A 26,609-nucleotide genomic window follows, 5' to 3' on the forward strand; every position below is an offset into this window, starting at 1 on the left:
AGTACGACCCCGAGGGGCGGCCCGGGGTGTCGAACCTGCTGGAGGTGCTGGCGGCCTGTGGCGGTGGGGAGCCGGACGAACTGGCGGGGGCGTACACCTCGTACGGGGCGTTGAAGCGGGATGTCGCGGAGGCGGTGGTGGAGCTGCTGCGGCCGGTGCGTGAGCGGCACGCGGCGCTTGCCGCGGATCCCGGGTACGTGGACGGGGTGCTGCGGGAGGGGGCGGCGCGGGCACGGGCGATGGCCCGGCCGACGGTGGATGCCGCCTACCGGGCCATCGGGTTGCTGCCGGCCGGGTGAGGTCTCCCGGGTGAGGGGGTGGGGGTGTCGGCGCGGGAGGGAGCGGCGGGGTGAGGGCTCCGGGGTGGCGGTGCGGGTGAGGGGCGGGGTGGCAGTGCGGGTGAGGGGCCGGAGGTGCGGGCCCGTCACTCGGACTGGCTCCCTCGGGGTGAGGGGCCGGGGGCACAGGCCCGTCTCACTCGGACTGGGGCCCACCCGGGGTGATGTGTGAGGGCGTCCATGCGGGCACGGGTCCGGGGTGGGGTGGGGTGGGGTGGGGTCAGCCGTTGCCGGAGGCGAGTTCGCGGCTGCGGTTGCGGGCGGCTTCCAGGGCGGAGATGAGGGCGGCCCGTACGCCGTGGTTCTCCAGTTCCCTGATGGCGCTGATGGTGGTGCCGGCGGGGGACGTCACCGCCTCGCGGAGTTTGACCGGGTGCTCGCCGCTGTCGCGGAGCATGACGGCCGCGCCGATCGCGGCCTGGACGATCAGGTCGTGGGCCTGGTTGCGGGGCAGGCCCAGGAGGATGCCCGCGTCGGTCATCGCCTCGACGAGGAAGTAGAAGTACGCCGGGCCCGACCCCGAGAGGGCGGTGGCGGCGTCCTGCTGGGACTCCGGGACACGCAGGGTCTTGCCGACGCCCGCGAAGATCTCCTCCGCATGGGAGAGGTGGACGGCGGTGGCGTGGCTGCCGGCGGAGATGACGGACATGGCCTCGTCGACGAGGGCCGGGGTGTTCGTCATGACGCGGACCACGGGGGTGCTCGCCGCGAGCCGTTCCTCGAAGAAGGAGGTCGGGATGCCTGCCGCACCGCTGATGACCAGACGGTCGGCGGGGAGGTGGGGGGCGAGTTCTTCGAGGAGTTTGCCCATGTCCTGCGGCTTGACCGTGAGGATCAGGGTGTCGGCGCGCTTGGCGGCTTCGGCGTTCGTGACGGACTCCACGCCGTAACGCGTACGCAGCTCCTCGGCGCGCTCGGGGCGGCGGGCGGTGACCAGGAGGTCCGCGGGGCGGCGACCGCCCCGGATCATGCCGCTGAGGAGGGCTTCGCCGATCTTGCCGGTGCCGAGCACGGCCACGGTCTTGGGAGCGGGAGCGGTCGTGAGTGGGGCGGCGGCTGTCTGCTCGGTCATGCGGGGTGCACCCTCCGTGCCGGTGGAACATGTCGTACGCGGTCATCCTCGCACCGGGGAGGGGCGGGGCGGAGGGGGTGTCCGAGGGGTGGGAGGGAGCAGGCGGGGGCGGTGCGGTGGGGCTGCGCCTACGCTTTGGGGATGACTGGCGTGAATCCGACCCTGGCCGAACTCCTCGAAGGGGGCAGCCCGGACCATGCGGAGCTGCTCGCCGCCGTGGCGGACGGCGTGATCATCGCTGTGGACGACAGCGGGGCCGTCGTTTTCATCCGGGGTGAGGACGGGCAACCCTGGCTCCCCTCCTTCGTCGACGAGGCCACTTGTGCGCGGGACATCGCGCACGGGCAGCCGTTCCTGTGCGATGGGCAGCGACTGCTCGACATCGCTGCGCGCACGGGGGTCAGGACCATGACGGTGGCTTCGGCGACTCAGTGTGCGACCGTGCCGATCGCTCTGGTGGGGAGAGCGGCGGCTGGGGACGGCGGGCAGTAACCGGGGCGGGTGGCCGAGAGCTGGCGGCTGAGGGGCCAGGGGCTTGAGGGGCTGAGGGGGCTGGGGCGGAGGGGCTGAGGCGGAAGGGCTGGGGTGCGGGCAGGGCGGGGTGGCTATGTGCGCTTGGGCTTCTTCTTGCGGGCGGCAGGGTTTCCCGTACGGGTGCCCCGTCGGCGTTCGTACTGCTTGACGGCCGCCTCGTACTCCGTGCGGTGCAGTTTCTCGCCCGGTGCTTCGGTCAGGGACCGGAAGAAGTAGGCGAGGAGCGAGCCGACGAAACCGATCGTCTTCAGGCTGCGCAGGGACTGCTCGCGGGCCGGGTCGGCGGGGCGGGCCGAGAAGCCCTCCCAGGTCTTGCGGAACGCGATCGCACTGCACACCGCGAACATCACGATGACCAGCATGCCGACGAAGCCGCCCACGTCCGCGATCTGGAGTCCCTGGTACGCGAAGCGGAGCAGGAAGCAGCCCGCGGCGGCTGCGGCGAGCGAGCCGAGGGAGGCGCCGACGCGGCGCAGGGCGTAGCCGTTGTCGTGGTGGAGCCAGGTGGTGCCGAAGAGGCGGAGGGGCTCGGGGCGGGGGCCGGTGATGGTGGGTGTGGTGGTGCGGGTGTCCGGCGTGGTGGGGCCGGTGGGGGTGTCGGGGGTGGTGGAGGGGGTGTCGGCGTGCTGGGGGTTTTCACTCACAGGGGTGATTGTCTCCCGGAGGGGGTGGGTGGGGGTTGAGCGGGACCGTCGCGCGGGTGGTGGGGACGGGCGGGCGAGGGGGCTACTTGGGGAGGGGGTGGGGGTTTTAGGGTGGGCGGGCCAGGCGGCTTTTTACGTACGGGAATCGAGAGGGGCGTGTCGTGTCGCTCGCGGCGGACGAGCCTGAGGTGATCGGCGACTACCGGCTCGTCGGGCGGCTCGGTACCGGGGGCATGGGCACGGTCTTCCTCGGGCGGTCGCCGTCCGGCCGCGACGTCGCCGTGAAGGTGATCCACGAGCAGTACGCCGCCGATCCGGATTTCCGTACCCGTTTCCGGCAGGAGATCGCCGCGGCGCGGCGGGTCAGCGGGGCGTTCACCGCGCCCGTGGTGGATGCCGATCCGGACGCCGTGCGGCCGTGGATGGCCACCCAGTACGTGCCGGGGCCGACGTTGGCGCAGTTGCTGGAGAGCCAAGGCCCTTTGCACGACCGTGAGTTGCGGTCATTGGCGCTGGGGCTGGTCGAGGCGTTACGTGACATCCACCGCGTCGGGGTCGTACACCGGGACCTGAAGCCCGCCAACGTGCTGATGGCGCAGGACGGGCCGCGCGTCATCGACTTCGGCGTCTCACGGGCCGTCGGCAACCGTGCGCTGACCGTCACCGGGCACGTCATGGGCACCCCGCCGTTCATGTCGCCCGAGCAGCTCAGCAGCCCGCGCACCATCGGCCCCGCGTCCGACATCTTCTCGCTCGGCGCGCTCCTGGTGTACGCGGCGGTGGGGCACGGGCCGTTCGACGCGGACAGTCCGCACATGACGGCGTACCACGTGGTGCACGAGCCACCGGTGCTCGACGGCGTGCGTGAGCCGTTGCGCGGGATTCTGGAGTACTGCCTGGTCAAGGAGCCGGAAGAGCGGCCGGACGGTGTTGAGCTGGCCTCGCTCCTCCGGAAGTGGAGGACTGCGTCCGGGAGCGGCGACGGGCCGGGGGGTGGGGACTGGGACGGGGCCGGGTTCCGGGTCGGGGATCGGGATGGGACCGGGGCGGGGTACCCGGTCGCGGGCGCTTCCGCCCGTGGCCCGGAGGTGGCGGACGATGCCGATCGCGGCACCGTGGTCGTGCGACGGGGTGGGCAGGACTCCGAAGCGCTCGGGGTGGTCGGGGTGGACGGGGCGGGTAGGGAGGCGGGGCAGACCGGGGCGGGTACGGCCGGGACGGGGGCTCGGAACGGGCCGGGCGAGAAGGTCGGGGACTCCGGGGCGGCCGGAGAGGCCGTGGGTGTCGGGGCGGGGGTATCTCGTGGGGCGGGCCGAGCTGTTGGGCCCGGTGGGGCGGTGGGCGGGCTGCCCACCCCGGCGGTGTCCCGGCGGCCTCTCCCCCGGCGCGTGCTCCTCGTCTCCGCCGTCGCTCTGGCGCTGGTTCTCGGTGGGGGCGGCCTCGCTCTCTTCGTCGATCCGCCGGGGGCGGGCAAGGGCGGGGCCGCGGAGGATGTGCGGGACGGGAAGCCCACCGCTCCCGCCGGGCGGGAGTCCTGGCAGGTCGCCTTGGACTGGGCCCCCGGGACGTCCTCGTCCCTCGGGGCGGTCCGCTGTGTCGCCTCGGGTTCCGCCGCGTTCTGCGGAGGGCCGTACGTGCGGGCCGCACGGCTCGACACCGCGACGGGGGCGACGGTGTGGCAGGCCCCGGATCCGCCGACCGCCCCGGGTACCAGGACGGCCGCCGACTCGGCTCCGGCGGGGGTGGGGGGCAAGGCCGTGTTCGTCGTGGAGACCCTGTCGGACTCGGCGCGACGGCTGGCCGCGCTGGACGCCGGTGACGGGCGGCGGCTGTGGCACCGCCCGGTGGGCGGGTACCGTCCTCCGGCCGTCCACGGCGGACTCGTCGCCGCCGCCGACGCGGGGCAGCGCAATGTCGTCGCCCGTGACGCACTCACCGGCGCCACCCGCTGGACCGCACCGAATCCGGCCGGGCAGGCGTGCTTCCCGATCGTGCTCCAGGGGCAGTGGTACGGGTCCTGCACGCCCTCCGACGACGGCGCGGCGCCCCGCACCTACGTCCGGTACGGCGCCGACGGCAGCCCGTCCCACCTCTTCACCCGGGGCCGCGACCACGAACTCGTGGGCACTGACGGCAAGTTGCTCGTCTTCGCCCGGTGGGCGCGTCCCGACGACGCGGCCGGGCACGCCAACCACGAGGGCGCCTACTCCTCACTCCTCCTGGTCGACCCCTCGGGCGCCCGGCTGCCGCGCACCCTGCCTCTGCCCGGTGCGCCGGCGGGGCGTCCGGTTCTGCGCGGCGACGCGGTCCTCTTCGTGCACCACTGGGGCACGGTCTCCTCGCACGGGGTGCGCGACGGCGACCGGCGGTGGGCCAGGGACACCGGGGTGCGGGGTCTCGGGGTGCCGACGGCCGGGCGGGCGGCGGAGCAGGACGTGCTGTTCGTGCCGAGTCTCAGCGGGCGGGTGCTCGCGCTGAACGCGCGTTCCGGCAAGGAGGTGTGGCGTTCGGCGCACCGGGGGGCGCCCCCGGCCTCGTACCACGACACGGAGGTCGTGCGCGTGGGCGGACTGTTGCTCGTCACCGGTACGGGCGGCACCGTCTTCTCCCTGGACCCGGCGGATCCGGCCCTGCGGGCGGGCGACGGCGGACACGCGCCGGAGGGTGCGCCGGGGCCCGGACCCGGTCCCGGCGGTGGACCGCCACCGCCCTCGCCTCCGCGCAACGGCGGGGGCGGGGGCGGGGGCGGGGGCGGCAGTTGAGCCGGTCTCAGCCGAGCTTCGTCACGTCGCGGACCGCGCCCTTGTCCGCGCTGGTCGCCATCGCGGCGTACGCGCGCAGGGCCTGGGAGACCTTGCGTTCGCGGTTGCGCGGGGCGTACACGCCACCGAGGGCTTCGCTGCGCTCGGCCAACTGCTCGTCGGGAACCAGGAGTTCGATCGTGCGGTTCGGGATGTCAATGCGGATGCGGTCGCCGTCCTCGACGAGTGCGATCGTGCCGCCGGAGGCCGCTTCGGGGGAGGCGTGGCCGATGGACAGGCCCGACGTGCCGCCGGAGAAGCGGCCGTCGGTGATCAGCGCGCACTCCTTGCCGAGGCCGGTGCCCTTCAGGTACGAGGTGGGGTAGAGCATCTCCTGCATGCCGGGGCCGCCCTTGGGGCCCTCGTACCGGATGACGACGACGTCGCCGGCCTTGACCTGCTTGAGGAGGATCTTCTCCACGGCTTCCTCCTGCGACTCGCAGACGACCGCCGGACCCTCGAAGGTCCAGATCGACTCGTCGACGCCGGCCGTCTTCACGACACAGCCGTCGATGGCCAGGTTGCCGCGCAGCACGGCCAGGCCGCCGTCCTTGGAGTAGGCGTGCTCGACGGAGCGGATGCAGCCCTCGGCGGCGTCGGTGTCGAGGCTGTCCCAGCGCTCGGACTGCGAGAACGCGGTGGCGGAGCGGACGCAGCCGGGGGCGGCGTGCCACAGTTCGACGGCCTCGGGGGCGGGTGAACCGCCGCGCACGTCCCAGTTCTTGAGCCATTCGGCGAGGGACGGGGAGTGCACGGAGTGCACGTCCTCGTTGAGGAGTCCGCCGCGGTGCAGTTCGCCCAGGATGGCGGGGATGCCGCCGGCGCGGTGGACGTCCTCCATGTAGTACGTGCGGTTCTTGGCGACGTTCGGGGCGACCTTGGCGAGGCAGGGGACGCGGCGCGAGATCTCGTCCATCTCGGGGAGCCCGAAGTCCAGTTCGGCCTCCTGGGCGGCGGCCAGCAGGTGCAGGATCGTGTTGGTGGAGCCGCCCATGGCGATGTCCAGGGCCATGGCGTTCTCGAAGGCGGCGCGCGAGGCAATGGCGCGGGGCAGGACGGTCGCGTCGTCCTGCTCGTAGTGGCGCTTGGTGATCTCGACGATCGTGCGGCCCGCGTTCTCGTACAGGGCGCGGCGGGACGTGTGCGTGGCGAGGGTCGAGCCGTTGCCCGGGAGGGCGAGGCCGATGGCCTCGGCGAGGCAGTTCATCGAGTTGGCGGTGAACATGCCGGAGCAGCTGCCGCAGGTGGGGCAGGCGTTCTCCTCGATGCGGAGCATGTCCTCGTCGGAGATCTTGTCGTTCACCGCGTCGGACATCGCGTCGACCAGGTCGAGGGTGCGGACGGTGCCGTCGACCAGGGTGGCCCGGCCGGACTCCATGGGGCCGCCGGAGACGAAGATCGTGGGGATGTTGAGGCGGAGCGCCGCGTTGAGCATGCCCGGGGTGATCTTGTCGCAGTTGGAGATGCAGATCAGGGCGTCGGCGCAGTGGGCCTCGACCATGTACTCGACGCTGTCCGCGATCAGGTCGCGGGAGGGCAGGGAGTACAGCATCCCGCCGTGGCCCATCGCGATGCCGTCGTCGACGGCGATGGTGTTGAACTCTCGGGGGACGGCGCCGGCCGCGAGGATCGCCTCGGAGACGATGCGGCCCACCGGGGCGAGGTGGGTGTGGCCGGGGACGAACTCGGTGAAGGAGTTGGCGACCGCGATGATCGGCTTGCCGATGTCCTCGCTCGCTACACCGGAGGCGCGCATGAGCGCGCGGGCGCCTGCCATGTTGCGGCCGTGGGTGACGGTGCGGGACCTCAGCTCGGGCATCGGGTTCACTTCCCAGGAGTACGGGTGCGGGGTGCGGGCCGCGCGGGGCGCGGATGCGTGCGGCACTACTGGCGTCGAGCGTACGCCTCCGATCCAGGATCTGGACAGGTCGTCCGGATGACGGAACAGGTGTTCAGGTTCCGGACGGGCGAGGTGGGGCGGGGTGGGATCGGGTGGGGTGGGTTCGGGTGGGGTGGGTTCGCGGGGTGGGCGGGGGCGGGGACGGACGGCTGCTGGGCGGGGGCGGACGGCTGCTGGGCGGGGACGTCGCGGGCAGCAGCAGGGCAGGCGGGCGCGGAGGAAGCGGCGCGCGGCACGGCACGGGACAGACGGACCCCCGACGGACCCCCGAGGCGGGCAGGCATCGGGCCGGAGGGCATCGCCGGACGCGGACGCGGGGCCAGGGGGGCCGGCACCGCATCTGACGGAGCCGGACGGTCGGGCACCGGACCGCACCGCACCGCACACCGCACACCGCACACCGCACCGCAAGGACGGTACTGGGCCGCACAGCGCCGGAGGGCGCGGAGCGAGGACGAGCGGGCATCGGGCCCGGCGCTGGCGGACGGACAGCCATCAGGCCGCACCACACGGGAGGGACCGCGACGGGCCGGGTGGAGCCGGAACGGCTGTGTCCGCTGTACCGGGGGTGCCTCGCGTTACCGAGGGGCCTCGGGGTACCGAGGGGCCTCGGGGTACCGGCGGTGCCATGCGGGTACCGGGGGATGCCACGCGATACCGGCTATGCCCCGCCGTACCGGCTCTGCCACGCACGGGTGGCCTGCCTCAGTCCCGTAGCCGCGCCCGGCGCATTCCGCGTGAGGGGCCGTCGAGGTGCGGTGCGGGTGTGCGGTCCGGCCGGGTTCGGGGCGGTACGGGCGACCGGTCGCGGCGGCAGGGTGCCGTCGGCGGTGCCGGTGCGCTCACGCGCCCGGGATCCGGGCGCGTGAGGCCGGTGGTGCGGCGGATGCGGCCGGTGACGTAGCGGAGGCCAGGTGGAGGCGGGTGAAGGCGAGGGCCTCGGCGAGGTCCGCTTCGCGTTCGGCCGAGGACATGGCGCGGCGGGTGTTGACCTCGACCACGACGTGGCCGTCGAAGCCGCTGGTCGCCAGGTGTTCGAGGAGTTCCGCGCAGGGCTGGTCGCCGCGGCCGGGGACGAGGTGTTCGTCCTTCGCGGAGCCCTTGCCGTCCGCGAGGTGGACGTGGCCGAGGCGGTCGCCCATCCGGCTGATCATCGCCATGGCGTCGGTGCGCGCGGTCGCCGTGTGCGAGAGGTCGACGGTGAAGTGCCGGTAGTCGTCCTTCGTGACGTCCCATTCGGGGGCGTACGCCAGCATCTCCCGGTCCTTGTAGCGCCACGGGTACATGTTCTCGACGGCGAAGCGCACGTCGGTCTCGTCGGCCATCCGCCAGATGCCGGTGACGAAGTCCCGCGCGTAGTTGCGCTGCCACCGGAAGGGCGGGTGGACGACGACCGTGGACGCGCCCAGGCTCTCGGCGGCGGCCCGAGCACGCTGGAGTTTCACCCACGGGTCCGTCGACCACACCCGTTGCGTGATCAGCAGGCACGGGGCGTGCACGGCGAGGACCGGGACGCCGTGGTAGTCGGAGAGTCTGCGCAGTGCCTCGACGTCCTGACTGACGGGATCCGTCCACACCATGACCTCGACGCCGTCGTAGCCGAGGCGTGCGGCGATCTCGAAGGCCGTCGCCGTCGACTCCGGATAGACGGAGGCCGTGGACAGCGCGACCTTCGCATCCGGGATGCGTACCGCTGGTTTCGCCACTTCTGCCACGAGGGACAGCCTACGGTCCGCCGCCGGTGCGGGGTCGGCCGAGGTCACGTCCCGATCATGACGGAGGGAGCCGATCCAGCCGCCGCAGAATGACGCCCTCGCGCAGTGCCCAGGGGCCTATTTCCAGCGTCGACACGTCGAAGAGGTCCATCGCGGCCTCTGCGACCAGCGCTCCTGCCAGGAGTTGGGTGGCGCGGTCGGCCGAGACGCCGGGCAGTTCCGCCCGCTGCTCGGCCGTCATCGAGGCGAGTTTCGGAACCCATTCCTCCAGCGAAGTGCGACTCAGCTCACGTTGGACGTAGAGGCCCTCGGCCGAGCGTGCGGCCCCCGCGATCCTCGCGAGCTGGCGGAAGGTCTTGGACGTGCCCACCACGTGGTCGGGCGGACCGAAGCGGGCGAATTCCCCGACGCTGCGGCCGATTCGCGCGCGTACGTGGCGGCGCAGTGCCCGTACGTCCTGGACGTCCGGCGGATCGCCGGGCAGATGGGCCGCGGTCAGTCGGCCCGCGCCGAGCGGGAGGCTGACCGCCGCGTCCGGGTCCTCGTCGATGCCGTACGCGATCTCCAGCGACCCGCCGCCGATGTCGAGCAGCAGCAGCTTCCCCGCCGACCAGCCGAACCAGCGGCGGGCGGCCAGGAAGGTCAGCCGGGCCTCGTCCTCACCGGAGAGGACCTGGAGGTCCGCGCCGGTCTCCTCGCGGACCCGGGCCAGTACGTGGTCGGCGTTGGTGGCTTCGCGCACGGCGGAGGTCGCGAACGCCATGACGTCCTCGCAGCCCTTGTCCTCGGCCGCCTGAAGGGCCACGCCGATGGTGTTGACCAGCCGTTCCACCCCTTCCTCACCGATCGCGCCGTCCTCGTCGAGCAGCTCCGCGAGGCGGAGTGCCGCCTTGTAGGAGTACGCGGGAAGGGGGCGGGCGCCGCGATGGGCGTCCACCGCCAGCAGGTGCACCGTGTTCGAACCGACGTCGAGGACTCCGAGTCTCATGGGCGGAACGCTACTGCGGCGCGTGGCGGACACCCTTGCGCCTACCCTTGCCCCGTGCCAAAGACGAAAAAGGCGAAGCCCGGAAAAGCCGCGAAGCAGACGAAGTCGGGCGTGTTCGTGGACGTCAAGGACGTGACGCCCGCCGCGAGAGACGACGAACAGGGGTTGGACTTCGCACGCGCGTGGGTGGAGTTCCCCGATCCGGAGGACGAGGAGCAGGTCTTCCGGTGCGACCTGACCTGGCTGACCTCGAAGTGGACGTGCATCTTCGGCAGCGGCTGCCAGGGCATCAAGCTGGGGCGCGCGGACGACGGTTGCTGCACGCTGGGGGCGCACTTCTCCGACGAGGACGACGAGAAGCGGGTCGCGGAGCACGTGGCGCGGCTGACTCCGGACATCTGGCAGTTCCACGACGTGGCGAAGACGACGAAGGGCTCCAAGGGGCCCCACGGCGGCTGGACGCAGACCGACGAGGACGGCGACCGGCAGACACGGCGCTGGGAGGGTTCGTGCATCTTCCAGAACCGGCCCGGGTTCGCGGGCGGCATGGGCTGTTCCCTGCACATCCTCGCGTTGCGGGAGGGCAAGGAGCCCCTCGAAACGAAGCCGGACGTGTGCTGGCAGCTGCCGGTGCGACGGACGTACGAGTGGATCGAACGGCCCGACGACACGAAGATCCTCCAGGTCACGATCGGTGAGTACGACCGGCGCGGCTGGGGGCCCGGTGGGCACGACCTGCACTGGTGGTGCACGTCGGCGACGTCCGCGCACGGGGCGGGCGATCCGGTGTACGTGTCGTACCGGCCGGAGCTGACGGAGCTCATGGGCGCGGGCGGGTACGCGCGTCTCGTCGAGCACTGCGAGGCGCGGACGGCTTCGCTGCTGCCGATGGTGGCGCCGCATCCGGCGGACCCGGAGCAGTCGGAGCAGTCGGAGCAACCGGAGGGGTAGGGGGCCGCACGCCCGCCCCTCCCCTATCCCCCGTCCGGGGCCTGCGTTCCCGGGGCCGGCGGCGAGGGGTCCGGCGGGTCGCTCTGCGCGGGCGGGGAGGAGGGCGGATCCGTGGCCGGTGGCGGGGTCGTCGGCGGCTCGGTGGGCTCCGGCGGCGCGGTGGTCGCCGAGGGCTCGGTCGGTTGCGGCGCGGGATCCGTGGGCGCGGGGCCCGGCCCGGGCGTACCGCCGGGGGGCGGAGTCTCGCCGGGTCCGGGGTGGCCGCCGGGTCCCGGGTGCGGGCCCGGTCCTGGAGGGGCGCCCGGCTCCGGCTGCGTTCCCGGCGCGGCCCAGGCCCCCGTACCCCGCCCGGAGACCGAGAGCACCGCTCCGCTCGGCGCGACCCCCAGGCGCGCCGTCCACGGTTCGGTGGGCTCCTTGTCGCGGTCCACGGTGACGTACACGGTGAACGACTCGCCCGCGGCCAGTGTTCCCGTCGTCCTGCTCAGATGCAGCCAGTGCGCGTCGGCCCACATGGACCAGACCACCGGACCGCCAGACGCCGTCAGCCGTACGACCGTGGTGCCGCCCGCCGTCTCGGCCCGCACCGCGAGGTTCCTCCCCGTCGCCGACGTCCCGCGGCCGGGGGTGAGGACCTTCACCGTCACGTCGCCCACGCCGTTGCCCACCGAGAGGGTGGGGTCGGGTCTGCCGTGCGCGGTGCCGGTCTTGCGGTAGCCGTCGTACGGAAGGCCGTCGTGTCCGGGCAGTCCGTCCTCCTCGCTCGCGGTGATCGCGGTGTCCCGGTGCCCGTCGCCCGTCACGGGCGCGCCCCGGTAGGCGGCCCACAGGGCGAGGACGGGGGCGGCGACCACCGTCGCGACGACCGTCGTGGTCACCGCGCGCGTACGCAGGCGTTCGCGGCGTGCCGCCCGGTCCTTGGGGTCGAGCGGGAAGCCCCCGCGGTCGAAGCGCGGGGCAGCGCTCCGGGGCATCCGAGGGGCGTGCACCATCGCCGCGTACGCCGTCGCCCGGGGCGCCTCGACGAGTGGCAGGTCCCCGGGGGAGGCGCCCGTTCCGGGCCACGGGCCGCGGGCGCCCGCGCGTTCGGCGGCGCGGCGGCAGAGTGGGCAGTCGTCGACGTGCCGGACGAGTTCGCCGCGCAGGGCGGTGCTGAGCAGGACCTGGTCGTCGCCCGCGAGGCGGGTGACGGTCGGGCAGGTGCCGGTCTCGACGACGACGAGCGCCGCCCTGGTGCGCTCCACCTCGCATGCGGCGGCGGCGAGGAGTTCGCGGGCCGCGAGCGGTTCGAGGCCGAGGACGGCGGCGACCTGCCGGGCGCCGAGCCCGTGCCGTACCGCCAGTTCCAGGGCTTCGCGCTGTTCGGGGGTGGTGCCGGCCGCTTCCGGCCAGGCGAGGCGGGCCAGGTCGGCGTGCCGACGACGGGCCTCGCCCTCTTCCACCGGAAGTTCCGGTTCCGGAACGGGCGGGGCCGGGCGATGTGCGTGGCTCCCCCGTCCGCCGCTGTCGCCGTGCCTTCCGTGCGCGCCCTGTCTGCGGCGCTTGTCGTCGGTGAGGCGGCGCAGGCAGTTCCAGCGGGCGAGGGCGTAGAGCCAGGCCTTGCGTTCCGGTTCGGCGGCGGGGCTGCGCGAGTCGCTGCGTTCGGCGAGGGCGAGCACCTCGCCGATGGCCGTCGTCGCCAGGTCGTGGTCGCGCAGTACGCAGAGCGCGTACGTGAACAGGCCGTCGAGGTACGGCTCGTAGCGGGTCGACGGTTGCTGGTCGCAGGCGCGGGGCGCGCGCCGGAGCGTTCCGGGCTCGTCGGGGGCGCCCGAGGGGGCGCTTCCGGTCCCGCTGTCGCCGGTCGCGCCGAAGCCGGTCGCGCTGCTGCCGGTCGCGCCGCTGTTGGTTCCGCCGTCGTGGGTCGCGCCGAAGCCGGTCGCGCCGTCGCCGGTCGCGCTGGAGCCGGTCCTTCCGATGCCCGTCGTGCCCGCTGCGGAGCCGTCGGATCCGGAGCCCTGGGCTCCGGAATTCGCCGTTCCGCCGGTTCCGACTCCGCTGCCCGTGGGGCCGCTGCTTCCGGTGCTCTGCGTGGGGTGCTCCCGCCTGCTGGTCGTCACCCGGCCGACCGTAGGGGTGCCACGCCTGCCCCTTTGCTTTCCCTGAGCCCTTTTAACCCATTCGGGTGAACAGATCCCTCAAAAGGGGCCAGGAATTGCACATTCCGCCCTCTTTCGGCCCATACCACTGGCCTATGCCCTTACGCGCCGCGACCGTTCGCGAGCACCAGTGCGAGGACCACGACCGCCGGAACCGTCTGGACGAAGAAGATCTTCCGGCTGGCCGTGGCCGCCCCGTACAGCCCGGCGACGGCCACGCAGAGCACGAAGAAGATCCGCACGGGAAACGCGACCGGTTCGGCGGCGAAGGCGCCCCAGGCCAGGCCCGCGGCCAGGAACCCGTTGTAGAGGCCCTGGTTCGCGGCCATCGACCTGGTCGCGGCGGCGAACTCCTCGGTCGTGCCGAACGCCGCCCGCGCACGCGGCGACTGCCACAGGAACATCTCCAGCACCAGGATGTACGCGTGCAGCGCGGCCAGCACGAGCAGCGCAATTGTGGTGATTACCGTCATACCGCCGAGGCTACGGCCGCGGAGGCCCCTCGGCGCGTGCCGCGTTGTCAGACCCCGTCTGTACGGTGACGCCATGGCTGCCCGTACGAAATCCGCGAAGGACCGGCCGTCCTACCGTTGCACCGAGTGCGGCTGGACGGCCGTCAAGTGGCTGGGCCGTTGCCCCGAGTGCCAGGCCTGGGGGACGGTCGAGGAGTACGGCGCGCCCGCGGTCCGCACCACCGCCGCGGGCCGGGTCTCCAGCGCCGCCCTGCCGATCGCCGAGGTGGACGTCCGCACCGCCACCGCCCGCTCCACCGGCGTCCCCGAGCTGGACCGGGTACTGGGCGGCGGCCTGGTGCCCGGCGCCGTGGTCCTGGTCGCGGGCGAACCGGGCGTCGGCAAGTCGACGCTCCTGCTGGACGTCGCCGCGAAGGCGGCCGACGACGAGCACCGCACCCTGTACGTCACCGCCGAGGAGTCCGCGAGCCAGGTCCGGCTGCGCGCGGACCGGATCCACGCGCTCAACGACCACCTCTACCTGGCGGCCGAGACGGACCTCGCCGCCGTCCTCGGTCATCTGGACGCCGTCAAGCCCACCCTGCTGATCCTGGACTCCGTGCAGACCGTCGCCTCCGCCGAGCTGGACGGCGCTCCCGGCGGCGTCGCCCAGATCCGGGAGGTGACGGCGGCCCTCATCCGCGCGTCCAAGGAGCGCGGCATGGCGACGCTGCTCGTCGGCCACGTCACCAAGGACGGCAACATCGCGGGCCCCCGCCTCCTCGAACACCTCGTCGACGTCGTCCTCTCCTTCGAGGGCGACCGGCACGCCAGGCTCCGCCTGGTCCGCGGCGTCAAGAACAGGTACGGGGCGACCGACGAGGTCGGCTGCTTCGAGCTGCACGACGAGGGCATCACCGGCCTCACCGACCCCTCCGGCCTCTTCCTCACCCGCCGCGACGTGGCCGTGCCCGGCACCTGCCTGACGGTCACCCTGGAGGGCCGCCGCCCCCTGGTCGCCGAGGTGCAGGCCCTCACCGTCGACTCGCAGATCCCCTCCCCCCGCCGCACCACCTCCGGCCTGGAGACCTCCCGCGTCTCGATGATGCTGGCCGTCCTCGAACAGCGCGGCCGGATCTCCGCGCTCGGCAAGCGCGACATCTACTGCGCGACGGTCGGCGGCGTGAAACTCACCGAACCCGCCTCCGACCTGGCCGTCGCCCTGGCCCTGGCCTCCGCCGCCAGCGACACCCCGCTGCCCAAGAACCTCGTCGCGATCGGCGAAGTGGGGCTCGCCGGAGAGGTCCGCCGGGTCACGGGCGTACAACGAAGACTGGCCGAGGCACACCGGCTGGGATTCACCCATGCCCTGGTCCCGGGCGATCCCGGCCGGGTTCCCGCAGGCATGAAGGTGACCGAAGTGGCCGATATGGGGGCCGCTCTGAGCGTCCTTCCGCGCCGGTCTCGCGCACAGGCCCCACGGAGCGAGGAGGAGCGCCGGTAGACTTTGCCCTGATCTCGCCTGTCCACCGCGTACGCGAGGCGAAGTTGACCGCCCCTGCCGGGGGCGGCCCCGACCCGTGACCCCCGTACCCGGAGGAGTGCAGTGGCAGCCAACGACCGGGCCTCATCACCCGGAAAGTCCGGCGGAGGCTCCAGCAACTCCGGCTCTGGCAACGAGGCCCAGATCCGCGCCTCGCTGAGCGCCGTCGCGCCCGGCCAGCCGCTCCGCGACGGCTTGGAGCGCATCCTGCGCGGCAACACCGGCGGACTCATCGTCCTCGGCATGGACAAGACCGTCGAGTCGATGTGCACCGGCGGCTTCGTCCTGGACGTCGAGTTCACGGCGACGCGCCTGCGTGAGCTGTGCAAGCTCGACGGCGCGCTCATCCTCGACAAGGACATGACGAAGATCCTGCGGGCGGGCGTGCAGCTGGTCCCGGACGCGTCGATCCACACGGAGGAGACCGGCACCCGGCACCGCACGGCGGACCGCGTCTCCAAGCAGTGCAACTTCCCCGTCGTGTCCGTGTCGCAGTCCATGCGCCTGATCGCCCTGTACGTGAACGGCGAACGGCGCGTCCTGGAGGAGTCCGCGGCGATCCTCTCCCGGGCCAACCAGGCCCTCGCCACCCTGGAGCGCTACAAGCTCCGCCTCGACGAGGTCGCCGGCACGCTCTCCGCCCTGGAGATCGAGGACCTGGTGACGGTCCGCGACGTCACGGCGGTCGCCCAGCGGCTGGAGATGGTGCGCCGCATCGCGACCGAGATCGCGGAGTACGTGGTCGAGTTGGGCACCGACGGGCGGCTCCTGTCGCTCCAGCTCGACGAGTTGATCGCCGGCGTCGAGCCCGAGCGGGAGCTGGTCGTCCGGGACTACGTGCCGGAACCGACGGCGAAACGGTCGCGGACGGTCGCGGAGGCACTGACCGAACTGGACGCGCTCACGCACGGCGAGCTCCTCGAACTGCCCATAGTGGCACGCGCGTTGGGGTACAGCGGATCCCCCGAGAACCTGGACTCGGCGGTCTCCCCGCGAGGCTTCAGGCTGCTGGCGAAGGTGCCCAGGCTGCCGGGGGCGATCATCGAACGGCTCGTGGAGCACTTCGGTGGACTGCAGAAGCTGCTCGCGGCGAGCGTGGACGATCTCCAGACGGTGGACGGGGTCGGGGAGGCGCGGGCGCGATCGGTGCGGGAGGGGCTTTCGCGGTTGGCGGAGTCTTCGATTCTGGAGCGGTACGTGTAGGTGGGAGCGGGGGTTGGCGGGCCCTTCCGGGGGCTTGGCCGGGCATCGGCTTGGCCGGGCATCGGCTTGGCCGGGCATCGGTCGCGCGTGGGCGTGGGGGTCCGGCGGCGCGTGGGGTGGGCGTGGGCCGGGCGTCGGCGTGGGTCGGACGTCGACGTGGGCCTCGCGTCGGCGGGGGCTGGGCGTCCGGCGGCGCGTGGGGTGGGCGTGGGCTGGGCGTCGGCGTGGGTCGGACGTCGACGTGGGCCTCGCGTCGGCGGGGGCTGGGCGTCCGGCGGCGCGTGGGGTGGGCGTGGGCCGGGCGACGACGTAGGGGCGGGGCGAGCGTACGGGGGGTGGCGGGACGTACGGCTGGGGCTCGGCGTCCGCCGGGGGCCGCCCCCTTGCCCGCCCGTTCCGCCCCCGGGGGCGGCCCCGCCGCCCAAGAGGGCTACGGAAGGCGTACGGCCCCACCGCCCAAGAAGGCTGACACAGGGCGTACGGCCCCGGCGCCCGAGGGGGCTGACGGAGGGCGGGGGTCAGTCCTTCTGGAGGAAGATGGAGGCGGAGTTCTTCGCTCCGGCGAGTTCCACCAGGTAGGTTCCCGGCTCCACCGGTCCTCCCGTTCCCTTGTCGCACTTCGTCGCGTCGCTGCGGGTCCGGTCCCACTCGAACTCGCGCGGCACCTCCCCCTTGGCCGGGACGCGGAACAGCAGGGTCGTCGCCCCCTTGGGGCAGTCCTTGGACGACCAGACCGTCTCGTTCTTCGCGTTCTTGATCTTGATGACGGCGGCCTTCGGCCCGAGGTCGACCTTGCAGTCGGCCGCCGAGGTGTTCTTCGCGATCAGCTCGAACTTCGGGTTCTCACCGGCCGGTACCTGCACCTCGCGCGCACGGATCGTCAACTCCACCGCTCCGGCAGCGCAATGGGGGAGCGGTGAGTTCGCGGGAAGCTGCGCTCCCCCGCCGGACGCCGCGCCCGCAGCCGTACCACCGGAGGCGCTGCTCCCGCCCGTACCGCCGCCGGAACCCTCGGCGCCACCGGTGCCGTCGGCGCCCCCGGCGCCGGCACCTCCGGAGGCCGTGCCCCCGGATCCCGTACTCCCGCCGCCCGTACCGCCGTTGGTCCCGCTGCCGCCGTCGCCGCCCGCGGTGTCACGGCCGCCCGGCTCGCCCGGGACCACCGGACCGGAGCCCGAGGGGCCGGGCGTGATCGACGCGGCGGGCGAAGGCCCGCCCCCGCCCCGGCCGTTGTTGTCGCCGTTCCCGCCGCCGGCGAGTACGGCCCAGAGCACCAGCGCCACCAACAGCGCCAGCAGGGCAAGCCCGACGACCCTCCGGCGCCAGTAGATGGAGGAGGGGAGCGGCCCGACTGGATTACGCAGAGATCCCACGGCCCGAACTCTACGAGAGATCAGGGCTCAACTCCTGCCCCACCCGCCGCTGTCGCGGCATCTTTTGCGGATCATCATTTCGCAGCCGCGGCCACGGACCGCCAGGGACCGCACGTCGGTCGCGCACAGGGCACGCTTTCGTCACGCAGCGGAGCCGGTGAAGGCGATTGTGAACGCCGCCCGTCCATTCCGTAACGTCTGGGGGCATGGAAAGCAGCAGCGCGCTCTATCGCGCCATCCTCAACTTCGCGCACTCCACTCCCGGCTGGTTCCAGTACCTGGCCGAGATATGGACGGAGCTGGGACTGCTGATCTTCGCGGCCCTGTTCGTGCTGGTGTGGTGGCGGGCGCGCGGCGACAGTGCGGCGGCGGTCGCGGTCGCGGTGCTCGCGCCGCTGGCGACCGGGGTGATGTACGTGTGCAGCGAGCTGTTCAAGTCGTTCGTCAACGAGGACCGTCCGTGCCGGGCCGTCGCGCGGGCCGCGCGGCCGCTCATCGAGTGCCCGGCCGTCGGCGACTGGTCGTTCCCCAGCAACCACTCCACCATCGCCGGCGCCGCTGCCGTCGGCCTGGTGCTGGCCTGGCCGCGACTGGCCGTGTTCGTGGCCCCGATGGCCGTGCTGATGGCGTTCTCCCGGGTGTTCGTCGGCGTCCACTACCCGCACGACGTGGGTGTCGGTCTGCTGCTGGGCGCGATCGGCGCGGGGCTGCTGGTGTGGGGGTGCGCACGGGTCGCGCAGGGCGTGATCATGTCGATGCGGGCGAGCAGTCTCGGCCTGCTGCTGTGGTTCGCGGGCCCGGGGGGCCGCCGCTCGCGCAGCCTGACGTGAGGTCCCCGTACGCGACGGCACCGGGTGCGCGGCAGTCGGGCACGCAGCGCCCCGTGTCCCGCTTCGGCCGTCCGTACACCGTTTCGTGCCAGGATCGGAAGTGCCATGACTGCGACCACTGAGTACACGCCCGAGACCGTGACCCCCGAAGCCGAGACCGAGAACGGCCCCGAGACAGGCGCCGTCGCCGACGCCGGTGCCGCCGAAGCCGCTTCCGCCGAAGCGCTGCCCGTCCTGCACCCCCATGTCAACGCCTGGTTCGAGCTCAACGCCCGTGACCTGCCCTGGCGGCACCCCGAAGCGGGCCCGTGGGGGGTGATGGTCAGCGAGTTCATGCTCCAGCAGACGCCCGTCAGCCGGGTGCTGCCGGTGTACGAACAGTGGATGGCCCGCTGGCCGCGCCCCGCCGACCTGGCCGCCGAGCCGTCCGGCGAGGCCGTTCGCGCCTGGGGCCGGCTCGGCTACCCGCGCCGCGCGCTGCGCCTGCACGGCGCGGCCACCGCCATAACGGAACGGCACGGCGGCGACGTACCGCGGGAGCACTCGCAACTGCTCGCCCTGCCCGGGATCGGCGAGTACACGGCCGCGGCCGTCGCCTCCTTCGCGTACGGGCAGCGGTACGCCGTCCTCGACACGAACGTGCGGCGGGTGATCGCGCGCGCGGTGTCCGGCACCGAGTACCCGCCGAACGCCACCACCGCCGCCGAACGCAGGCTGGCGCGTGCGCTGCTCCCCGAGGACGTGCCCACGGCGGCCCGCTGGGCGGCCTCCTCGATGGAGCTCGGCGCGCTCGTGTGCACGTCGAAGAACCCGGAGTGCGGGCGCTGCCCGATCGTCGCGCAGTGCGCCTGGGTACGGGCGGGCAAGCCGCCGCACCAGGGTCCCGCCCGCCGTACCCAGACGTACGCGGGGACCGACCGCCAGGTGCGCGGGCGGCTGCTGGCCGTGCTGCGGGACGCGGTGACTCCCGTGCCGCAGAAGGACCTTGACGCCGTGTGGCACGAGCCGGTGCAGCGGGCGCGGGCGCTGGACGGGCTGGTGGCGGACGGACTGGTGGAGCCGCTGGAGGGCGGTGTGTACCGGCTTCCGCGTACCTGAGGACGGGCTCGCACGTCCTGAGCAGGGGCCTCCGCGTACCGGCAAAACGCCTTTCGCGTGCTTAAACCTCTTTCCCCGAAGTCGTCGTTACACAACCGATGGACAGCCGTGCGTCCGTCGAGCGCTCACCCGCACAGCCCCGTGACAAGCCCTCCGTAGCTTCATGAGCACAGGGGAACACAGGGGACGCACAGCTGGACGACCAACCAGCTGTCACTGGACGGGACGGAGGCGGTTCGAATGGCGCACGGCGAGGTGCTCGAATTCGAGGAGTACGTACGCACGCGGCAGGAGGCCCTGCTGCGCAGTGCCCGTCGTCTCGTTCCGGACCCGGTGGACGCGCAGGACCTCCTCCAGACCGCGCTGGCCCGCACGTACGGCCGCTGGGACGGCATCGCCGACAAGTCGCTGGCCGACGCCTACCTCCGCCGTGTCATGATCAATACGCGTACGGAGTGGTGGCGGGCCCGGAAGCTGGACGAGGTGCCCACCGAGCAGCTGCCCGACGCCCGCGTCGAGGACGGCACCGAGCAGCGCGCGGACCGCGCCCTGCTCATGGACATCCTCGGTGTGCTGGCGCCGAAGCAGCGCAGCGTGGTCGTATTGCGGCACTGGGAGCAGATGAGCACCGAGGAGACCGCTGCCGCGCTGGGCATGTCTGCCGGTACCGTCAAGAGCACCCTGCACCGTGCGCTCGCCCGGCTCCGCCAGGAGCTGGAGAGCCGGGACCTGGACTTCCGGGCCCTGGAGCGCGGTCACGGCGGCGGACGTGACGAGGTGCACGAAGTGCGTGCAGTACGCGGAGTGCGGGGCGAACGGGGGCAGGAGCGGTGCGCGGCCTAGACAGCGGAAGCGACGTCGGGGGCGGGGCCCCCGGAGAGCCCGATTCCTCCCGGGACCGGGCTTCCCAGGACGTCAGGACTCCCCATGACGTCAGGTCGGCGAGAAGCATCATGGCGGCGAGCGGAACGGCGGCGGCCGGGCTCGCCGCCGTCGGCCTGTTCGCGGTCACCGTGGTGTCCTGCGGGGCCGGCGGCACCGGCACCCGCGACGAGGGTCCGGCGGCGGTCGCCGTGAAGGTGAGCCCGGGACCGCAGACCGCCGCGTCGTCGGCCGCCCCCGCGCCCGCCGACCGGGTCGATCCCGTCGAACTCCTCAAGAACGACCCGAAGGTCAGCGCGGCCGTCAAGGCCGACCTCAAGCCGTGCGTGAAGAACATCTACCCGGTCGACGCCTCGTACGGCAAGGTCACCGGCAACACCGCCGACGACATCGTGGTCAACGTTCTGACCTGCGGCGACGCCATCGGAATCGGCTCCTACGTGTTCCGTGAGGACAATGGGCACTACAAGAACGTCTTCGTGGCGGAGGAGCCCGCCGTGTACGCGGAGATCGACCGGGGCGACCTGGTGGTGACCCGGCCGGAGTACAAGAAGGGCGACCCGGTGGCGTTCCCGTCCGGCGAGGTGGTGGTCACGTACCGCTGGGCCGGGCACCGGTTCTCCGAGCACGACAGGGTGGAGAACAGTTACAGCAAGGCCGTCGGCAACGGCGACCAGAGCGGCGAGGAGCCGAGCACCGCACCGCGGGTGCAGGAGGAGGCCGACCGGGAGGCCGCACTGCGCAAGGCGGAGGGCTTCGCGAACGACACTCCCGCCGGCTCCTCCGGCGGGACGTCCGCGGTGTCGCCGGACATCGCGCCGAGGACCGACCCGGCGACCAGGGACTGAGAGAACAGAGAGCAGCACATGGCCGATACCCACGTCCTGTTCGTCGAGGACGACGACGTGATCCGTGAGGCGACCCAGCTCGCGCTGGAGCGGGACGGTTTCACCGTGACCGCGATGCCGGACGGACTCTCCGGCCTGGAGGCGTTCCGCGCGCGACAGCCCGACATCGCGCTGCTCGACGTGATGCTGCCCGGGATGGACGGGGTGAGCCTGTGCCGCCGCATCCGTGACGAGTCGACCGTGCCGGTGATCATGCTGTCCGCGCGGGCCGACTCGATCGACGTGGTGCTGGGCCTGGAGGCGGGCGCCGACGACTACGTGACGAAGCCGTTCGACGGGTCGGTGCTGGTCGCCCGGATACGCGCGGTGCTGCGCCGCTTCGGCCACGCGTCGGGCGGCGGCGCGCTGGAACCGGTGCAGGGCGGCGAGGGCGGCGGGCTGCTGACCTTCGGTGAGCTGGAGGTCGACACCGAGGGCATGGAGGTGCGCAGGGGCGGCGAGCCGGTGGCGCTGACGCCGACCGAGATGCGGCTGCTCCTGGAGTTCTCCGCGGCCCCGGGCACGGTCCTCTCCCGCGACCGACTGCTGGAACGGGTGTGGGACTACGGGTGGGGCGGCGACACCCGGGTGGTGGACGTGCACGTCCAGCGGCTGCGTACGAAGATCGGCCAGGACCGGATCGAGACGGTCCGCGGCTTCGGCTACAAGTTGAGAGGCTGACCCGCACGGGCATGAGCATGACCGCCAGCCGTACGAACGCCCCCTGCCCCCGGTGCCTGCCGCGCCTGTCGGACCCGCGAAACCTACCGGTCCGACCGCGCCTGCGACGCCTGCCGGCCCCGGCGATCCTGCCGGTCCGACCGGGCCTGCGGTTCCTGCCGGTCCGACCGGTCCGACCGGGCCTGCCGAACCTGCCGGTACGCAGAACGCCGGGCACGCCATGAGGCGCTTCCCGCTCCGCACCGGTATCCGCTGGAAGATCAGCGTCGCGATCGCCGCGGTCAGCGCGCTCATCGCCGTGGCCCTCAGCCTCGTGGTGCACAATTCCGCGCGGGTTTCCATGCTCGACAACGCCCGTGACCTGCAACTGGAGCGGCTCCAGTTCGCGCAGCGGCTGTACGAGTCGTCCCGCGACCCGAAGGTCGGCTCCAAGCTCAACGACCCGGACCTGCCCGCCGAACTGCGCGCCAAGCTCGCCCGCGGCCGGCGTGCCACCTTCGTCCAGGAGGACGCGGACGGGGTGCCCGAGGTGTGGGCTGCCATGCCGTACCCCGGCGACGACGTCCTCTCGCTGCACACCCGTTTCCCCAACAACGCCGCCGTCGTCGCGAACCTCGACCGCTCGCTGGTGATCGCGTCGGTCGCCGTGGTCCTCGGTGGCACGGTCCTCGGCATCCTCATCGGCGGCTCCATCTCGCGCCGCCTGCGCAAGGCGGCGGCTGCCGCCACCGATGTGGCGCAGGGCAATACGCAGGTGCGGGTGCTGGACGCGATCGGCGGTGTCGTACGGGACGAGACCGACGACCTCGCCCATGCCGTCGACGCGCTGACCGACGCCCTCCAGGAGCGGGTGGAGGCCGAGCGGCGCGTCACCGCCGACATCGCGCACGAGCTGCGCACTCCGGTCACCGGCCTGCTCACCGCCGCGGAACTGCTTCCCCCGAGCCGACCCACCGAGCTGGTGCGGGACCGTGCGCAGGCCCTGCGCACCCTCGTCGAGGACGTGCTCGAAGTGGCACGGCTCGACAGTGCCGCCGAGCGGGCGGAGCTGCAGGAACTCCCGCTGGGCGAGTTCGTGTCGCGCCGGGTGGCGTCGCTCTACCCGGAGGCGGTGGTGCACGTCATTCACGACTCGTACGTGAACACCGACCCGCGCCGGCTGGAGCGCATCATCGGCAACCTCCTCGGCAACGCGGCCAAGCACGGGAAGCCCCCGTTCGAGGTGGCGGTCGAGGGCCGGGTGGTCCGGGTCCGCGACCACGGCAAGGGCTTCCCGCCCGACCTGCTGCGCGAGGGGCCGAGCCGCTTCCGTACGGGTTCCAGCGACCGGGCGGGCCACGGGCACGGCCTTGGCCTGACCATCGCCGCAGGTCAGGCCAAGGTCCTCGGGGCGCGGCTCACCTTCCGCAACGCGCAGCAGGACGGCGGGGCGATCGCCGTCCTGTGGCTGCCGGAACACGCGCCGACCGCGACCGGCAGCTTTCCGATCGTCAACCTGGCGGACCTGCCGCCTCGCAAGAGGTAGGCGCCCGGCCTACTCGGCCACCGCCGCCGGGACGTCCTTCGGGCCCGCACCCTTGAGCAGGACCTCCTTGACGAAGAACGCCGCGACGAACGCCACCAGCGCGATCCCCGCGCCCAACAGGAACGCGCCGTGCGTGCCCGAGGCCACGGCGACCTGGTACGCCTCGCGCGTCTGTTCGGGCAGCTTCGCCAGGCTCGCCGCGTCCAGCGCCGCCCCCTGCGGCAGTCCGTCGGCCGACCCGCCGTGGGCCGTCATCGACTCGGTCACCCGGGCGGTGAACAGCGCGCCCATCACCGAGACGCCGAACGAGCTGCCGAGCGTGCGGAAGAGGGTCGTGGTCGAGGAGGCGACACCCATGTCCGCGGGTTCCACGCTGTTCTGCGCGACGAGCATGGTGATCTGCATCAGGAAGCCCATGCCCGCGCCGAGGACCGCCATGTAGATCCCGGAGGTGAGGCGGTCGGTGCCGGTGTCCATCTGCGCGAGCAGGAACAGTCCGGCGGTGACCAGCGCGCCGCCGATGATCGGGAACAGCTTGTACTTGCCGGTGTGGGTGGTGATCCGGCCGACGACCAGCGAGACGACCATCATCGACAGCAGCATGGGCAGCAGGAGCAGCCCGGAGTTGGTGGCGGATGCGCCCTGCACCGACTGCTGGAACAGCGGCAGGTAGAGCACCGCTCCGAACATCACGAAGCCGACGATGAAGCCGATGACCGACATCAGGGCGAAGTTCCGGTTGCGGAAGATGTGCAGCGGAATGATCGGCTCCGCTGCCTTCGTCTCGACGAACAGGAAAGCGGCGACGGCGACGAGGCCCAGCGACATCAGGCCCAGGATCTGCGGCGAGCCCCAGGCGTACTCGCTGCCGCCCCAGGTCGTGACCAGCACGATCGCGGTGATGCCGACGGTCAGCAGGCTCGCGCCCAGGTAGTCGATCCGTGCCTTGCGCGGTTCCTTCTTCGGCAGGTGCAGCACCGTGGTGATCATCACGAGGGCGAGCGCGCCGAGCGGGACGTTGATGTAGAAGGACCAGCGCCAGCCGAGGTGGTCGGTGAGGACGCCGCCGACCAGCGGACCGCCGATCATGGCGAGCGCCATCACGCCGGCCATCATGCCCTGGTACTTGCCGCGCTCACGCGGCGGGATCAGGTCGCCGATGATCGCCATGACGCCGACCATCAGGCCGCCCGCTCCCAGGCCCTGCAAGGCGCGGAAGCCGATCAGCTGTCCCATGTCCTGGGCCATGCCGCTGAGCACGGAGCCGAGGACGAAGACGACGATCGCGGTGAGGAAAATGCCCTTGCGGCCGTAGAGGTCGCCGAGTTTGCCCCAGAGGGGAGTGGAGGCGGCGGTGGTGAGGGTGTACGCGGTGACCACCCAGGACAGGTGCTCCAGGCCGCCCAGTTCGCCGACGATGGTCGGCATGGCGGTGCCGATGATCATGTTGTCGAGCATGGCGAGCAGCATCGCGATCATGAGCGCGAGCAGGACGACGCGCACGCTGCGCTGCCGCGGCGGCGCCTTCTCCGGCTTCGCCGGCCTTTCCGGCTCCGGTGGCTTCCCGGAGGTCGGCCTCACCGATGCCGATGCCGTGTTTCCCATGTGCCGCTCCCCAGATTACTTACTTGCCGCCCGGCAAGTTGGCTACACTCGGGGAAGGTAGACGGCTAACTTGCCGGTCGTCAAGTAAGTATCGGCGAGTTGAACAAAGCTTGGAGTACGAGGATGAGCAGCAGCGCCAGCGGCACCGGCCGGCCGCGCCGGGGTGACACGCGCCGACGCATCCAGGACGTGGCGCTGGAGCTGTTCGCCGAGCAGGGCTACGAGAAGACCTCGTTGCGCGAGATCGCCGAGGAGCTGGAGGTCACCAAGGCGGCCCTGTACTACCACTTCAAGACCAAGGAAGACATCCTGGTCAGCCTCTTCGAGGACCTGACACGCCCGCTGGACGAGCTGATCGAATGGGGGCAGGGGGAGCCGCGCACCCTGGAGTCCAAGAAGGAGCTGCTGACCCGCTACAGCGTCGCCCTGCGCAACGCGGGCCCGCTGTTCCGCTTCATGCAGGAGAACCAGGGGACCGTGCGGGAGCTGAGCATCGGCGACAGCTTCAAGGAGCGGATGCTCAAGATGATGGCGTTGATGCAGGAGCCGGACGCCCCGCTGATCGACCAGGTCAGGTGCATGAGCGCGCTGTTCACCCTGCACTCGGGCATGTTCGCGCTCAAGGACGTCGAAGGCGACTTCGAGGAGAAGCGCAAGGCCGTCCTCGAAGTCGCCTTCGAGCTGATCACGCGGGCCCAGCAGGACCCGGAGGGCCGGGCACAGGCCGGACCGGGGTCCTAGACGCGCACGCCCACCGAACGCAGGTAGGCGACGGGGTTGATCGACGAGCCGTAGTGGGCGGTGGTGCGGATCTCGAAGTGCAGATGCGGGCCGGAGGAGTTCCCGGTGTTGCCGGACAGGGCTATCCGCTGGCCGGCCGCGACCCGCTGACCGGGCTTGACCTGGAGGCGCGAGAGGTGCGCGTACTGGGAGTACGTGCGGTCCGCGTGCCGCACCACGATCGCGTTGCCGTACGCCGGGCCGTCGCCGCCGCCGTTCGGGCCCGCCTTGACCACGACGCCTGCTCCGGCGGCCTTCACCGCGGTGCCTACCGGGACGGCGAAGTCCTGGCCGGAGTGCTTCTGGGCCCACATGCCGCCGCCCTTGCCGTACGTGGCGGAGAGCGCGTAGCCCTGGACGGGCCTGGCCCATGCCCTGGCCCCGGCCTTCTTGTGGACGGCCTTCGTCCGGGCTGCCTTCTTGGCGACCGTCTTCCGGGCAGCCTTCTTCTGGACGGCCTTCTGCGCGGAGGCGGACGCGCCGACGGGGGCGGCGGTCCTGGTCTCCGCGGCGAAGGCGGCGCTCCCGGAACCGGCAACGGCCGTCGCACCGAACACGGCGGCGACGAGGGCGGTGCGGATCCGCCGGGAATGGGCGCGCTTCGACATGCGGGAAAGACCTCCGGACGTGAAAGATCCCGGCGGGTTCCCGCCGGGCTTGCTCCACCTT

The 26,609-nt window shown here is 72.5% G+C and carries 23 protein-coding genes (1 of these 23 only partly in view); 13 read left to right on the top strand and 10 right to left on the bottom strand.

Features of this window, described 5'->3' with window-relative positions; translation table 11 throughout:
- Positions 1–299, top strand: the 3' portion of a protein-coding gene (gene trpS, locus ACQPZG_RS15250; protein ID WP_433546308.1) for a tryptophan--tRNA ligase. The gene continues 700 nt to the left of window position 1, outside the view; the window shows 299 of its 999 coding nt (coding positions 701–999); its start codon lies beyond the left edge, outside the window; its stop codon occupies positions 297–299.
- A gap of 259 nt (positions 300–558) precedes the next feature.
- On the opposite strand, the gene proC is transcribed toward trpS, so the two are convergent.
- Positions 559–1,410 carry a pyrroline-5-carboxylate reductase gene (proC, locus tag ACQPZG_RS15255; protein ID WP_433546309.1) on the bottom strand — a complete coding sequence of 284 codons (852 nt, stop codon included), beginning with the start codon at positions 1,408–1,410 and terminating at the stop codon, positions 559–561.
- A gap of 141 nt (positions 1,411–1,551) precedes the next feature.
- On the opposite strand from proC, the gene ACQPZG_RS15260 reads away from it, so the two are divergent.
- Complete coding sequence (locus ACQPZG_RS15260) at positions 1,552–1,902, top strand: hypothetical protein (protein WP_433546310.1); 351 nt, start codon at positions 1,552–1,554, stop codon at positions 1,900–1,902.
- Positions 1,903–2,015: 113 nt separating this feature from the next.
- On the opposite strand, the gene ACQPZG_RS15265 is transcribed toward ACQPZG_RS15260, so the two are convergent.
- Complete coding sequence (locus ACQPZG_RS15265) at positions 2,016–2,588, bottom strand: hypothetical protein (protein WP_433546311.1); 573 nt, start codon at positions 2,586–2,588, stop codon at positions 2,016–2,018.
- A gap of 161 nt (positions 2,589–2,749) precedes the next feature.
- Here ACQPZG_RS15265 and ACQPZG_RS15270 point away from each other — a divergent pair, with 161 nt between their 5' ends.
- Positions 2,750–5,350, top strand: coding sequence for a protein kinase domain-containing protein (locus ACQPZG_RS15270; protein ID WP_433546312.1), 2,601 nt, complete (start codon positions 2,750–2,752; stop codon positions 5,348–5,350).
- Between the two features lie 7 nt (positions 5,351–5,357).
- Here ACQPZG_RS15270 and ilvD read toward each other — a convergent pair whose 3' ends face one another.
- The 3 genes from ilvD to ACQPZG_RS15285 form a co-directional block, all read right to left on the bottom strand.
- Entirely contained in the window at positions 5,358–7,208 is a 1,851-nt protein-coding gene (gene ilvD / locus ACQPZG_RS15275) for a dihydroxy-acid dehydratase (RefSeq protein WP_433546313.1), read from the bottom strand.
- Between the two features lie 923 nt (positions 7,209–8,131).
- Positions 8,132–8,995: a sugar phosphate isomerase/epimerase family protein gene (locus ACQPZG_RS15280; protein ID WP_433549418.1), complete on the bottom strand. Its 864-nt coding sequence runs from the start codon at positions 8,993–8,995 to the stop codon at positions 8,132–8,134.
- Positions 8,996–9,059: 64 nt separating this feature from the next.
- The gene (locus ACQPZG_RS15285) at positions 9,060–9,992 is read right to left on the bottom strand and encodes a Ppx/GppA family phosphatase (protein WP_433546314.1); all 933 of its coding nucleotides are present in this window, start codon (positions 9,990–9,992) and stop codon (positions 9,060–9,062) included.
- A gap of 54 nt (positions 9,993–10,046) precedes the next feature.
- Between ACQPZG_RS15285 and ACQPZG_RS15290 the strand changes: the two genes are divergently transcribed.
- A complete protein-coding gene (locus ACQPZG_RS15290) occupies positions 10,047–10,943 on the top strand; it encodes a hypothetical protein (protein ID WP_433546315.1) in 897 nt (298 codons plus the stop codon).
- Positions 10,944–10,966: 23 nt separating this feature from the next.
- Here ACQPZG_RS15290 and ACQPZG_RS15295 read toward each other — a convergent pair whose 3' ends face one another.
- Together ACQPZG_RS15295 and ACQPZG_RS15300 are read right to left on the bottom strand one after the other, a co-directional pair.
- Complete coding sequence (locus tag ACQPZG_RS15295) at positions 10,967–13,042, bottom strand: BACON domain-containing protein (protein ID WP_433546316.1); 2,076 nt, start codon at positions 13,040–13,042, stop codon at positions 10,967–10,969.
- A 140-nt stretch (positions 13,043–13,182) separates the two neighbouring features.
- The gene (locus tag ACQPZG_RS15300; RefSeq protein ID WP_433546317.1) at positions 13,183–13,554 is read right to left on the bottom strand and encodes a DUF1304 domain-containing protein; all 372 of its coding nucleotides are present in this window, start codon (positions 13,552–13,554) and stop codon (positions 13,183–13,185) included.
- Between the two features lie 73 nt (positions 13,555–13,627).
- On the opposite strand from ACQPZG_RS15300, the gene radA reads away from it, so the two are divergent.
- Positions 13,628–15,037 (top strand): DNA repair protein RadA, encoded by a 1,410-nt coding sequence (gene radA / locus ACQPZG_RS15305; protein WP_433546318.1) that lies wholly within the window; start codon positions 13,628–13,630, stop codon positions 15,035–15,037.
- Positions 15,038–15,139: 102 nt separating this feature from the next.
- Complete coding sequence (gene disA, locus ACQPZG_RS15310) at positions 15,140–16,279, top strand: DNA integrity scanning diadenylate cyclase DisA (protein ID WP_433546319.1); 1,140 nt, start codon at positions 15,140–15,142, stop codon at positions 16,277–16,279.
- A 518-nt stretch (positions 16,280–16,797) separates the two neighbouring features.
- Here disA and ACQPZG_RS15315 read toward each other — a convergent pair.
- Complete coding sequence (locus tag ACQPZG_RS15315; protein ID WP_433546320.1) at positions 16,798–17,652, bottom strand: hypothetical protein; 855 nt, start codon at positions 17,650–17,652, stop codon at positions 16,798–16,800.
- A gap of 206 nt (positions 17,653–17,858) precedes the next feature.
- Here ACQPZG_RS15315 and ACQPZG_RS15320 point away from each other — a divergent pair, with 206 nt between their 5' ends.
- The 6 genes from ACQPZG_RS15320 (at position 17,859) to cseC (ending at position 23,555) form a co-directional block, all read left to right on the top strand.
- Positions 17,859–18,482, top strand: a complete 624-nt coding sequence (locus ACQPZG_RS15320) for a phosphatase PAP2 family protein (RefSeq protein ID WP_433546321.1) — start codon at positions 17,859–17,861, stop codon at positions 18,480–18,482.
- 105 nt (positions 18,483–18,587) lie between these two features.
- A complete protein-coding gene (locus ACQPZG_RS15325; RefSeq protein ID WP_433546322.1) occupies positions 18,588–19,580 on the top strand; it encodes an A/G-specific adenine glycosylase in 993 nt (330 codons plus the stop codon).
- A 240-nt stretch (positions 19,581–19,820) separates the two neighbouring features.
- Complete coding sequence (locus ACQPZG_RS15330) at positions 19,821–20,423, top strand: SigE family RNA polymerase sigma factor (protein WP_433546323.1); 603 nt, start codon at positions 19,821–19,823, stop codon at positions 20,421–20,423.
- 110 nt (positions 20,424–20,533) lie between these two features.
- Entirely contained in the window at positions 20,534–21,310 is a 777-nt protein-coding gene (locus ACQPZG_RS15335; protein ID WP_433546324.1) for a hypothetical protein, read from the top strand.
- Between the two features lie 18 nt (positions 21,311–21,328).
- Positions 21,329–22,030, top strand: a complete 702-nt coding sequence (cseB, locus tag ACQPZG_RS15340) for a two-component system response regulator CseB (RefSeq protein WP_185036494.1) — start codon at positions 21,329–21,331, stop codon at positions 22,028–22,030.
- 220 nt (positions 22,031–22,250) lie between these two features.
- Positions 22,251–23,555 carry a two-component system sensor histidine kinase CseC gene (gene cseC, locus ACQPZG_RS15345; RefSeq protein ID WP_433546325.1) on the top strand — a complete coding sequence of 435 codons (1,305 nt, stop codon included), beginning with the start codon at positions 22,251–22,253 and terminating at the stop codon, positions 23,553–23,555.
- 9 nt (positions 23,556–23,564) lie between these two features.
- On the opposite strand, the gene ACQPZG_RS15350 is transcribed toward cseC, so the two are convergent.
- A complete protein-coding gene (locus tag ACQPZG_RS15350; protein ID WP_433546326.1) occupies positions 23,565–25,160 on the bottom strand; it encodes an MDR family MFS transporter in 1,596 nt (531 codons plus the stop codon).
- 123 nt (positions 25,161–25,283) lie between these two features.
- Between ACQPZG_RS15350 and ACQPZG_RS15355 the strand changes: the two genes are divergently transcribed.
- Positions 25,284–25,901 (top strand): TetR/AcrR family transcriptional regulator, encoded by a 618-nt coding sequence (locus ACQPZG_RS15355; protein WP_433546327.1) that lies wholly within the window; start codon positions 25,284–25,286, stop codon positions 25,899–25,901.
- On the opposite strand, the gene ACQPZG_RS15360 is transcribed toward ACQPZG_RS15355, so the two are convergent.
- A complete protein-coding gene (locus ACQPZG_RS15360) occupies positions 25,898–26,548 on the bottom strand; it encodes a M23 family metallopeptidase (protein WP_433546328.1) in 651 nt (216 codons plus the stop codon). The genes ACQPZG_RS15355 and ACQPZG_RS15360 overlap by 4 nt on opposite strands.
- Between the last annotated feature and the right edge of the window lie 61 nt (positions 26,549–26,609).

The organism is Streptomyces sp. CA-294286 (genome assembly GCF_050947155.1).
In the GTDB taxonomy this organism is placed as follows: domain Bacteria; phylum Actinomycetota; class Actinomycetes; order Streptomycetales; family Streptomycetaceae; genus Streptomyces.

Bases quoted from the DNA above. Each gene is read 5' to 3' on its own strand.
- proC (WP_433546309.1), bottom strand. From the start codon at position 1,410: ATGACCGAGCAGACAGCCGCCGCCCCACTCACGACCGCTCCCGCTCCC.
- ACQPZG_RS15260 (WP_433546310.1), top strand. From the start codon at position 1,552: ATGACTGGCGTGAATCCGACCCTGGCCGAACTCCTCGAAGGGGGCAGC.
- ilvD (WP_433546313.1), bottom strand. From the start codon at position 7,208: ATGCCCGAGCTGAGGTCCCGCACCGTCACCCACGGCCGCAACATGGCA.
- ACQPZG_RS15285 (WP_433546314.1), bottom strand. From the start codon at position 9,992: ATGAGACTCGGAGTCCTCGACGTCGGTTCGAACACGGTGCACCTGCTG.
- ACQPZG_RS15300 (WP_433546317.1), bottom strand. From the start codon at position 13,554: ATGACGGTAATCACCACAATTGCGCTGCTCGTGCTGGCCGCGCTGCAC.
- radA (WP_433546318.1), top strand. From the start codon at position 13,628: ATGGCTGCCCGTACGAAATCCGCGAAGGACCGGCCGTCCTACCGTTGC.
- ACQPZG_RS15320 (WP_433546321.1), top strand. From the start codon at position 17,859: ATGGAAAGCAGCAGCGCGCTCTATCGCGCCATCCTCAACTTCGCGCAC.
- ACQPZG_RS15325 (WP_433546322.1), top strand. From the start codon at position 18,588: ATGACTGCGACCACTGAGTACACGCCCGAGACCGTGACCCCCGAAGCC.
- ACQPZG_RS15330 (WP_433546323.1), top strand. From the start codon at position 19,821: ATGGCGCACGGCGAGGTGCTCGAATTCGAGGAGTACGTACGCACGCGG.
- ACQPZG_RS15335 (WP_433546324.1), top strand. From the start codon at position 20,534: ATGGCGGCGAGCGGAACGGCGGCGGCCGGGCTCGCCGCCGTCGGCCTG.
- cseB (WP_185036494.1), top strand. From the start codon at position 21,329: ATGGCCGATACCCACGTCCTGTTCGTCGAGGACGACGACGTGATCCGT.
- cseC (WP_433546325.1), top strand. From the start codon at position 22,251: ATGAGGCGCTTCCCGCTCCGCACCGGTATCCGCTGGAAGATCAGCGTC.
- ACQPZG_RS15350 (WP_433546326.1), bottom strand. From the start codon at position 25,160: ATGGGAAACACGGCATCGGCATCGGTGAGGCCGACCTCCGGGAAGCCA.
- ACQPZG_RS15355 (WP_433546327.1), top strand. From the start codon at position 25,284: ATGAGCAGCAGCGCCAGCGGCACCGGCCGGCCGCGCCGGGGTGACACG.
- ACQPZG_RS15360 (WP_433546328.1), bottom strand. From the start codon at position 26,548: ATGTCGAAGCGCGCCCATTCCCGGCGGATCCGCACCGCCCTCGTCGCC.